General features: G+C 70.6%; 8 protein-coding genes and 1 pseudogene. 6 read left to right on the top strand and 3 right to left on the bottom strand.

Going from position 1 to position 8,857, the window contains the following annotated elements; all coding sequences use genetic code 11:
- Positions 1 to 236: pseudogene (locus tag R1101_RS26415) on the top strand (alpha/beta hydrolase); the annotation flags it as partial.
- A 41-nt stretch (positions 237 to 277) separates the two neighbouring features.
- Here R1101_RS26415 and R1101_RS0111060 read toward each other — a convergent pair.
- Positions 278 to 1,855, bottom strand: a complete 1,578-nt coding sequence (locus R1101_RS0111060; protein ID WP_016933496.1) for a TM0106 family RecB-like putative nuclease — start codon at positions 1,853 to 1,855, stop codon at positions 278 to 280.
- Positions 1,856 to 2,001: 146 nt separating this feature from the next.
- Here R1101_RS0111060 and R1101_RS0111065 point away from each other — a divergent pair, with 146 nt between their 5' ends.
- Genes R1101_RS0111065 through R1101_RS0111085 form a run of 5 tightly spaced genes read left to right on the top strand, consistent with a single transcriptional unit; the run spans position 2,002 to position 5,389 of the window.
- Positions 2,002 to 2,685, top strand: a complete 684-nt coding sequence (locus tag R1101_RS0111065) for a DUF6474 family protein (RefSeq protein WP_016933497.1) — start codon at positions 2,002 to 2,004, stop codon at positions 2,683 to 2,685.
- A 25-nt stretch (positions 2,686 to 2,710) separates the two neighbouring features.
- On the top strand, positions 2,711 to 3,202 hold the full coding sequence (locus tag R1101_RS0111070; RefSeq protein WP_016933498.1) for a hypothetical protein: 492 nt from the start codon (positions 2,711 to 2,713) through the stop codon (positions 3,200 to 3,202).
- A 35-nt stretch (positions 3,203 to 3,237) separates the two neighbouring features.
- Positions 3,238 to 3,915: a YcnI family copper-binding membrane protein gene (locus R1101_RS0111075; RefSeq protein WP_016933499.1), complete on the top strand. Its 678-nt coding sequence runs from the start codon at positions 3,238 to 3,240 to the stop codon at positions 3,913 to 3,915.
- Positions 3,912 to 4,445, top strand: a complete 534-nt coding sequence (locus R1101_RS0111080) for a copper resistance CopC family protein (protein ID WP_016933500.1) — start codon at positions 3,912 to 3,914, stop codon at positions 4,443 to 4,445. Before R1101_RS0111075 ends, R1101_RS0111080 begins: the two co-directional genes overlap by 4 nt.
- A gap of 5 nt (positions 4,446 to 4,450) precedes the next feature.
- Positions 4,451 to 5,389, top strand: a complete 939-nt coding sequence (locus R1101_RS0111085) for a copper resistance D family protein (RefSeq protein WP_016933501.1) — start codon at positions 4,451 to 4,453, stop codon at positions 5,387 to 5,389.
- 55 nt (positions 5,390 to 5,444) lie between these two features.
- On the opposite strand, the gene R1101_RS0111090 is transcribed toward R1101_RS0111085, so the two are convergent.
- Positions 5,445 to 6,083 (bottom strand): UdgX family uracil-DNA binding protein, encoded by a 639-nt coding sequence (locus tag R1101_RS0111090; protein ID WP_016933502.1) that lies wholly within the window; start codon positions 6,081 to 6,083, stop codon positions 5,445 to 5,447.
- A 19-nt stretch (positions 6,084 to 6,102) separates the two neighbouring features.
- Positions 6,103 to 8,857, bottom strand: a 2,755-nt coding sequence (locus tag R1101_RS0111095) for an acetyl-CoA carboxylase family protein (RefSeq protein WP_016933503.1), incomplete at its 5' end; no start/stop codon positions are given.

Here is an 8,857-nt window from a genome sequence, read left to right on the forward strand (position 1 = left end):
CCGTGCTGAAGGACGAGTTCCCGGTCGCCGAGCTCGCCGCCCGCATCGACGTGCCGATCACGGTCGTCTACGGCACCGCCGACACCATCGTCCCGCCGGCACAGAGCGCGGCGGTCGCCGATGCCGCCCGGCAGTTGTCCGAGCGGGTGCAGCTCGACGGTCTCGAACACAACGACCCGCCGATGTTCGGCGCTCCCGTGGTGGAGGCGCTGATCCGGCTCACAGCAGGCCTGTGAGCCGCGCCGCGCCGGCGTGATCGCTCGTGCGCGGAGCGCCCCTACAGGTCCTCGAGGTACGGGATGTCGAGCACCGCACGATCACTCATCCACTCGCGCAGCACCTTCGTCGCGATCACGTCGTCCTCGTTGTACTCGAGCAACCGCAGGCGCTGCGCCGGATCGGGCTCGCCCGCCATGCCCACGGCTTCGCGGTACCAGCTCATCGACGCCTCTCCCCCGGCCTCGGCGTCGCGCCAGTGATGTCCCGCGATCGGCGCGATCTTCTTCAGTCCCTTGCCGTTCGGGCACACGAACTGGTCGGTGACGGCCTGGAAGATGTCGACCCACTCGTTCGAGCCGATGAACGCCTTGATCTCGGCGAGCTCCGGCACACCCGGGAAACCGTGGAACCGCCGTGCCGACGACAACAACCACTTGTCCTCCGCCGACCGGGAATAGCAGTAGGCCGCAAAGGTCTTCCCCCGCCGTTCGGCGGCGCGCCGCTGATCCGACAGCCAGCGCCAGAACTCGGCGAACGAGCGTGCCTCGTCGTCGGTCGGCACGGGCTCCCAGGTCGCGAACGGGATGTACTCGGACGACGAGCCCGCATTGAGCAGCGTGCCCCACAGATAGGCGCCGTGCTCGTGGTAGCTCTCCATGTCGATGTCGACCTCGACGTCGGCGCGGTGGACGTGCACGTGCCGGTACCGACGCACGAGCGGCGCACCGGCGATCCACGCCCGCGCCGTGACGATCGCGTCCTCGAACGAGCCCTGCGGCCACGCCTCCGGTTCCTCACCCTCCCACCGGGCGAGTCCGTCGATGGTGTGGACGTGGAGTTCACGCAGCACGGCGGCGCGTTGCCCCGGCGCGACCAGCGACACGTCGCGGCTCACCGTGAGTTCGGCGCGGCAGCGATCCCACCACGGGCAGGTCTTGCACTCGCCGATCTGCGACGGGGAGGTCGGGGTGCGGCCCCGGGCGATCTCGAGGCGGTCGGTCAGACGGGCGTCGTAGTCGTCGAGGATCGGGTCGAGGTCGTGCACGAGGATGCAGTCGCCGCCGTACCCGATCGCGCCGGCGACCTTCGCGGGGCTTGCGAGCCCGTGCCGCTCGAGCATGCGGTACAGGTGCGCGAGCCGCATCTGGTCGCGCACCTGACTGCGCACCTTGCGGGTCTCGTCCACAGCGGGTGCCCACGCGAACAGATCGGTGGTGAGCGCGCCGCGTCCGGGATCGGTGACCTTGTGGTTGACGACGATCACCGGGATGTACCCACCGTGCTCGGCGTCGCGCAGCAGGACCTCCGACCGTCCGCGGCGTCCGGTGTCGGGTTCGCTCGGTAGTACCGCACCCCAGATCCGGTCGGCGCCCGCGCGGCACGCATCGAGCGTGCGTTCGGCGCGCTGCCGCATCGGTCCTTCGGGAGCGACGAGCACCCACCCCTCCGGGTCGGCGCCGAACAGCTTCTGACGGATCGCCTCGCGGTGCGCAGCCGCTGCCTCCTGACGTTGCCGAGCACCGGGATTCTCGGGTGCACCTGCGAGTTCGTCGGGGAAGGTGGCGTCGAGATAGACCCGGTGGCGGCACCTCGTCAGCGCAGCGGCCTCGAGGGCGACGACTGTGCGCTGTGACACTCCGCGTTCGGGCCGCGGTAGTTCTCCGGTTGCGTCCACGACATTCCAGGGTATTCCCTGCACAGGCGACGGCTCGCAGCACCGTCACGTTAGGCTGACGCGGGGCGCCGGAGCGTCGTGTCGTACCGAATGGAGGGTGCTGTTCGATGGGGTTGTTCACACGGAAGCGTCGCGCTACTCGCAGGGCGGAAGCGAAGGCCTTGCGGACCAAGGCGAAGCTCGAGGCCAGACTGGTCGCGAAGAATCGGCTCAAGAACGACCGGCGGGCGGCGAAGGTCAGGACGAAGATCGACAAGAAGCTTGCGAAGTCGCAGGTCAAGCTCGATCAGGAACTCGTGAAGTCGCAGGCCAAGCTCGAGAAGGAACAGATCGCGACGCTCAAGGCGCAGAAGAAGGCCGCCGAGAGCCAGGGCCTCACCGCGGCGAAGGTGCGCCGTTATCTCGGCGTCGCACGCCTGCTCGCGCCGGTGCTCGTCCCGATCGTCTACCAGGCCGTCACGGCGCTGCGCGGTCAGCTCGACGCTCGTCGCGCGCAGCAGCTCGGGGTGCCGATCGACGAGCTCGGCTCGTTCACCGGTCACGGTGCTCGTCTCAGTGCCCGCATCGCGGGGGCGGAGCACTCGCTCGCGAAGGTCGAGCAGCGCAACCCCAAGGACGCGGAGACGCAGAAGTTCGCCGCCGCGACCCGCGAACGCCTCACCGACCTGACCGCCGCGGTGCAGACGGCCGAGCAGATGCCGACCGCACGCCGGAAGTCGGCGCACGCGGCGATTGCCTCGGAACTCGACGGCATCGAAGCGGATCTCCTCGCACGCCTCGGCGTGCGCTGACCGAGCGGGATCGAGCACGACTGCAGTGACCAGGTACCCGACCGTTCTCGGCACCACCGCGGGCATCACCACCGCGGTGCTGGCGGTGGCCGCCCACGGCACCGCCGGCGGTGGTGTGCCGACGGGACCGGTCACGGTACTGCTGGTCGCGGTCGCGGCGATCGTCGGGATCCTCGGCGCGCACCAGCCGTCGCTGCCTCCGCTGGTGCTCCTCGCCGGCGGACAGGCGGCCACACACGTCACGCTCACCGTGGTGGCTCCGGGCCACGAGCACATGTCGGTGTCCATGCTGGCCGCACACATGATCGCCGTGGTGGTGTGTGCCCTGCTGCTCACCGCCGCGGTCCGCGTGTACGCGGCGTGCGGCACCGCGCTCCGGACGGTGCTGATGCGCGGTCCCGGTGTCGACGCGCCCGCCGTGCTCGCGCCGACCTCCTCGACCGACCGTCTCGTATGGGGACGCGCACCTCCCGCCATCTCGAGGAGAGGACCACCGCTCGCCGCGACCGTGTCGTGACGATCGATCCTCTTACTACGAGAAAGACCCCATACATGTTCGAGTTCTCCCGTCGCGCCCTCGTGGGCGCGACAACGACCGCTGCGCTGATGGTCGTGGGCGCCGGCATCGCCTCCGCCCATGTCACCGTCGTCGCACCCGGCGCCGAGCAGGGCGGCTACTCCGTTCTGACCTTCCGGGTCCCCACCGAATCCGAGACCGCCGGCACCACGGCCGTCACCGTGGAACTTCCGGGCCTGCGCTCGGCACGCACCGAGCCGCTGCCCGGCTGGACCGCGACCGTCGAGAAGGATCCCGAGTCGCAGCTCGCAACCTCCGTGACGTGGACGGCCGGACCCGATGTGCAGGTCGGGCCGGGGCAGTTCCAGCAGTTCGTCCTGTCCGCCGGTCCGCTGCCCGAGGAGGACGAGGTCGCCTTCCCCGCGATCCAGACCTACAGCGACGGTGAGGTCGTGACGTGGGACGAGATCGCGACCGGCGACGCGGAGCCCGAGCGTCCTGCTCCGACCCTGACCCTCGCAGCGAGCAGCGGTGACGGTCACGGCGGCGGCAGTGGTGACACGCACGCCACCGACACCGGGCAGACCGCCGGCGCAGCGGAGACCGGCACCACCGACAGCACCGCGCGCTGGCTCGGTGGTATCGGCCTGGTGCTCGGCGCGCTCGGTGCCGCACTCGGCCTCGGCGCCGTGATCCGGGGGCGGCGGGCATGAAGCGCATCCTCGTTCTCCTCGCCGCGCTGACCGCGGCGCTGACCCTGTCCGTCGGTTCCGCGGCCGCCCATTCGGTGGTGCTGTCGAGTTCGCCCGAGGACGGCGAACAGATCGCCGAGGCACCCGATCGGGTGACCGTGACGTTCAACGAGAACCTGCAGGAGCAGTTCGCGGCCCTGACCGTCGTCGGGCCCGACGGCAACCTGTGGTCGAAGAGCGACCCGATCATCGAGGGTGCGACCGCGGCCGTCGAACTCGACGGTCTCGGACCCGTGGGTGAGTACACCATCGCCTACCGGGTGACCTCCGCCGACGGGCATCCCGTCAGCGGAACCCGCAGCTTCACGCTCACCCGGGAAGGAAGCGGAACGCCCGGTGATGCGGCGTCCGGTGACGCAGCATCCGGCGAGACCGGCTCGGAGTCGGGCGAGGGTGACGGCAGCGGACCCGCCGTATGGTGGTTCGTCGTCGCAGGTGCCGTGGTGGTCGCCGCAGGTCTCGCCTTCGCGTTGCGCAAGCCGAAGGCCTGACCCGCATGATCCCGGAACGCCGGCAGTGGCTCGTCGTGGCCGCTGCCGGCGTCGCTTTCGGAACCGTCGCGGGTATCGCCGTGGCGGGTTCCCTCGCCCTGCCCGCCCCCTCGAGTTCGGTCCGGGCCGTCGGACTGTGTGTCGGCTCCACCGTGCTCGGACTCGCGGTGCTCGCCGTCCTGGTGCAACGGCAACGTCGGCCCTCGGTCACCCCCGAGACGCTGTGGCGGACGATCGCCGCGCTCGGCGGTGTCTGGCTCGCGCTCGCGAGCGTCGACCTCGCCTGGGCCGCAGCCGCGGCGGCCGACGTTCCCGCCGCGGAACTGGACGTGGGACGCTTCGGGCAGTTCCTCGGCACCCCCACGGGACGCGTGGATGCGGCAGCGTGGGTGTGCATCGCCACGATCGTCGCCGTCGCCGCGGTGGCGTACCGCCGGTCGGCGTCGTGGTCCACCCTGCCGGTGCTCGTCGCCGCGGCACTCGCGCTGATCGCCCGGCCCGTCACGGGCCACATGGCGCAGCAGCCGTTGGGGTCGCTGTTCAACGCGGTGCACGTGCTCGCCGCCGCGGTGTGGTTCGGGGTGCTCGTGGCGCTGGCCGTGACCGTCCGGGGCCGCGGAGCGTGGGCGGAGCTGCTGCCGCGCTACTCGCACCTGGCCCTGCGATGCGTGGTGGCGTTGGTGGTGACCGGCGTGATCGACGCGGCGGTGCGGCTCGGTTCCGTCTCGGCGCTGCTGGGCACCGGTTACGGACGCATCGTGCTCGCGAAGGCGATCGTGCTGTGCGCCCTGCTGGGACTCGCGTGGAACTGGCGACGGAACTGGATTCCCGCTGCCGCGTCCCATCGTCTTCCGGAGGAGGAGTCGCTGCGCAACGCCGTCCTCGAAGTGTGTGCGATGTCGGTCGCGCTCGGGCTCGCGGCCGGGCTCGCGACCACCGGTTGAGCCGTCACAGGGGCACGACGGCCGAGCCGTCACAGGGGCACGACCGGCCGAACCGTCACAATGTGGCCGCGCGTTCCAGATCGTGTACGAACGAACGGAACATGTCGTCGCGTTGCGATTTCGCCCGCAGTACCGCCGACGGGTGCACGGTGACGACCACCGCCGGATCGCACGACCCGCACAGCTCCTCGGGCAGGTGCAGGACCTCCCCGCGGTGCTGTGTGAGCTTGAAATCCTTGCCGAGCAGCGACTGCGCCGCCGTGGCACCGAGACACACCACGACGTCGGGACGAACGGCGTCGAGTTCGGCCTCGAGCCACGGCCGGCACGCGGCGACCTGACCCCCCGACGGTTTCTTGTGGATCCGCCTGCGGCCGTTGGCGGATCGGTCGAAACGGAAGTGCTTGACGGCATTGGTCACGTACACCGTCCCGCGGTCGATCCCTGCGCGTTCGAGAGCCTTGTCGAACAGGTGCCCGGCCGGGCCGACGAACGGTTCTCCCGCGATGTCCTCCTCGTTGCCCGGTTGCTCGCCGACGAACAGGATGCGCGCGTCGCGCACTCCGGCGCCGAATACGGTGCGTTCGGCCGCCTTGTAGAGATCGCATCCCCGGCACCCCGCGGACGCGGCGGCGAGGTCGGCGAGGTCGCGGCTGTCGGGTACGTACTGCTGCGCGCCGGGATAGGTCACCATGGCTGTCGCATACCCGGCTTCACCGCTGTTGCACCAGTCGCGCGATCCAGGTGCGGCTGTCGGCGGGATCGATGACGTCGTCGAGTTCGAAGCTCGTCGCCGCCTGCAGCGCCTTTCCCTGCCGGTAGGCGAGGGCGACGAGCCGGTCGAACAGTTCCTCGCGTTCCCGGGGTGTCTCCGCGGCGTCGAGTTCCTTGCGGAATCCGAGCCGCACGGCCCCTTCGAGTCCCATCCCGCCGATCTCGCCCGTCGGCCAGGCGACGGTGAATTCGGGTGCGTGGAAGGATCCGCCGGCCATCGCCATCGCGCCGAGCCCGTAGCCCTTGCGGAGGATGATCATGCCGAACGGGACGGTCAGGCGTGCGCCGGCGACGAAGAAGCGCCCGAAGCGGCGCACGGTGGCGTCCTTCTCCGATTCGGGGCCGACCATGAATCCCGGTGTGTCGCACAGACTCACCACGGGAAGCCGGTGCGATTCGCACAGTTCCAGGAAGTCCGCGGCCTTGTCGGCGGCCTCCGCGTCGATCGCTCCGCCGAGATGGGCGCTACTGTTGGCGAGGACGCCGTAGGAAGCACCCTCCACTCGCATCAGGGCGGTGACGATGCCGACGCCGTAGTCCGGCCGCAGCTCCAGCACCGATCCGACATCGGCGATCGCGTCGATCGCCGACCGCACGTCGTAGGCGCGGAGACGGTTCTCCGGCACCACATGTCGCGCGAGACGCGGGTCGGGTGCCTGCCGGTCCTCGTGCGGCGCGGTGAAATAGGCGAGATATCTCCGGGCGACGTCCACGGCATGTGCCTCGTCGCGTGCTGCGACGTGCACGACGCCGTTGCGGCGTTGCACGTCGACGGGTCCGATGTCCTCGGGGCGGTGCACGCCGAGTCCTCCGCCCTCGATCATCGCGGGACCGCCCATGCCGATGTTGGCGTCGGGGGTCGCGACGAGCACGTCGCACACTCCGGCGAGCGCGGCGTTGCCCGCGAAGCAACGGCCGGAGACGACCGCGACGGTGGGCACGCGTCCGCGCAGCGACGCCATCGAGCGGAAGGTGGGCAGTTCGAGGCCCGCACCGGGACCGGCGTCGACGTCCCCGGGTCGTCCGCCGCCGCCCTCGGCGAACAGCACGAGCGGCACCCGCCGCCGGGCGGCGAGTTCGAGCAGCCGATCGGTCTTGCGGTGGTTGTTCCGGCCCTGGGTTCCCGCGAGAACGGTGTAGTCGTAGGACATCACGACCACCTCGGCCCCACCGATCCGCGCGGTGCCGCCGACGAGTCCGTCCGCCGGGGTGTTCGCGATCAGGTCCTCCTCGCTGCGGCGGCTGCGCTGGGCCGCGAGGACGAGTGGCCCGTACTCGACGAACGTGCCGTCGTCGACGAGATCGGCGATGTTCTCCCGTGCCGTGCGCCGGCCCTGCCGGTGCCGTCTCGCGATCACGTCCGGCCGCGCCGCGTCGGCAGTGGCCTCGTGACGGCGACGGATCTCGTCGAGATCGTCACGGTCGGTGCCGGGATCGACGGCGACACCGTCCGTCGCGGTGTCCGCGTCGAGTACGCGGACCACCGCGAGCACCGTGCCCGGGTCGACCGTGCGGCCCGGTTCGACGAGTACGCGTTCGACCACGGCGTTGCCCGGCGCCCGGATCTCGTGCTGCATCTTCATCGCATCGAGCACGGCGATCGGCGCACCCGCCGGAGTCGTGTCGCCGGTGCGGGCGATCTCCACGACGGTGCCGACCATCTCGGCGCGTACCGCGTGTTCGTCGGCGCGCAGATCCGTGTACTCCACCGGAGTTGTCGTGGTGGTGTCGACGAAATCCGGGAGTCGCTCCCCCAGCCACGTGGTGTGAACAGTACCGGACCGGAACTCCTTGTCGTCCACTATCTTCCGCAGAAGGTCGCGGTTGGTGCCGACACCGTCGACGACGAACTCGCCGAGCGCCGTCGACACCTTGCGCAGGACCGCCGCCCGATCGCCGGAGCGCACGTACGCCACGACCTTGGCGAGCAGCGAATCGTAGCGGCCGGTCACCTCGAGCCCGGGTCGCCCGTGGGTGTCGACGCGGATCCCCGGACCGGTGGGTGGCGTGAACGCGGTGAGCGTGCCCGCGGTGGGCAGGGCGATCCCGTCGGCGCGCGGCGTCTCGGCATTGACACGCACCTGCACCGCGATGCCGTGTGCCGCAGCGGGACACCCTGCGATGGTGTTGCTGTCGAGAGTGATTCCCGCCGGCAGACCGAGTTCCTCGAATGCCGCCCCACGGGCGATCGCCAGCTGGATCGCCACGAGGTCGACGCCCGTCACCTCCTCGGTGACGGTGTGCTCCACCTGGATTCGCGGGTTGACCTCGAGGAACACGAATCCGTCGTCGTGGACGAGGAATTCGACGGTGGACAGTCCGTGGCAGCCGACGTGCCCGATCAGTCTGACGGCCGCGCCGTGCAGCGCCTCCCGCAACGACTCCGGCAGGTCGGGCGCAGGCGCGATCTCCACCAGCTTCTGGTGCCGGCGCTGCACACTGCAGTCGCGGTCGCCGAGTGCGACCGCGCGAGTACCCGATTCCGATTCGGCGGCCACGACCTGCACCTCGACGTGCCGGGCACGCTCGACGAGCCCCTCCGCGTACAGCCTGTCGTCTCCGAAGGCAGCCAGTGCTTCGGCCGCGGCGAGCCGCAGCGCCTCGTCGAGGTCGGCGGCGTCGCGGACCACGCGCATGCCGCGACCGCCACCACCCGAGAGCGCCTTGACGACGATCCCGTTCGGATGGTCGAGC

Source organism: Rhodococcus sp. R1101, assembly GCF_000278445.1.
Classification (GTDB): Bacteria; Actinomycetota; Actinomycetes; order Mycobacteriales; family Mycobacteriaceae; genus Rhodococcus; species Rhodococcus gordoniae.

Bases quoted from the DNA above. Each gene is read 5' to 3' on its own strand.
- R1101_RS0111065 (WP_016933497.1), top strand. From the start codon at position 2,002: ATGGGGTTGTTCACACGGAAGCGTCGCGCTACTCGCAGGGCGGAAGCG.
- R1101_RS0111075 (WP_016933499.1), top strand. From the start codon at position 3,238: ATGTTCGAGTTCTCCCGTCGCGCCCTCGTGGGCGCGACAACGACCGCT.
- R1101_RS0111080 (WP_016933500.1), top strand. From the start codon at position 3,912: ATGAAGCGCATCCTCGTTCTCCTCGCCGCGCTGACCGCGGCGCTGACC.
- R1101_RS0111085 (WP_016933501.1), top strand. From the start codon at position 4,451: ATGATCCCGGAACGCCGGCAGTGGCTCGTCGTGGCCGCTGCCGGCGTC.
- R1101_RS0111090 (WP_016933502.1), bottom strand. From the start codon at position 6,083: ATGGTGACCTATCCCGGCGCGCAGCAGTACGTACCCGACAGCCGCGAC.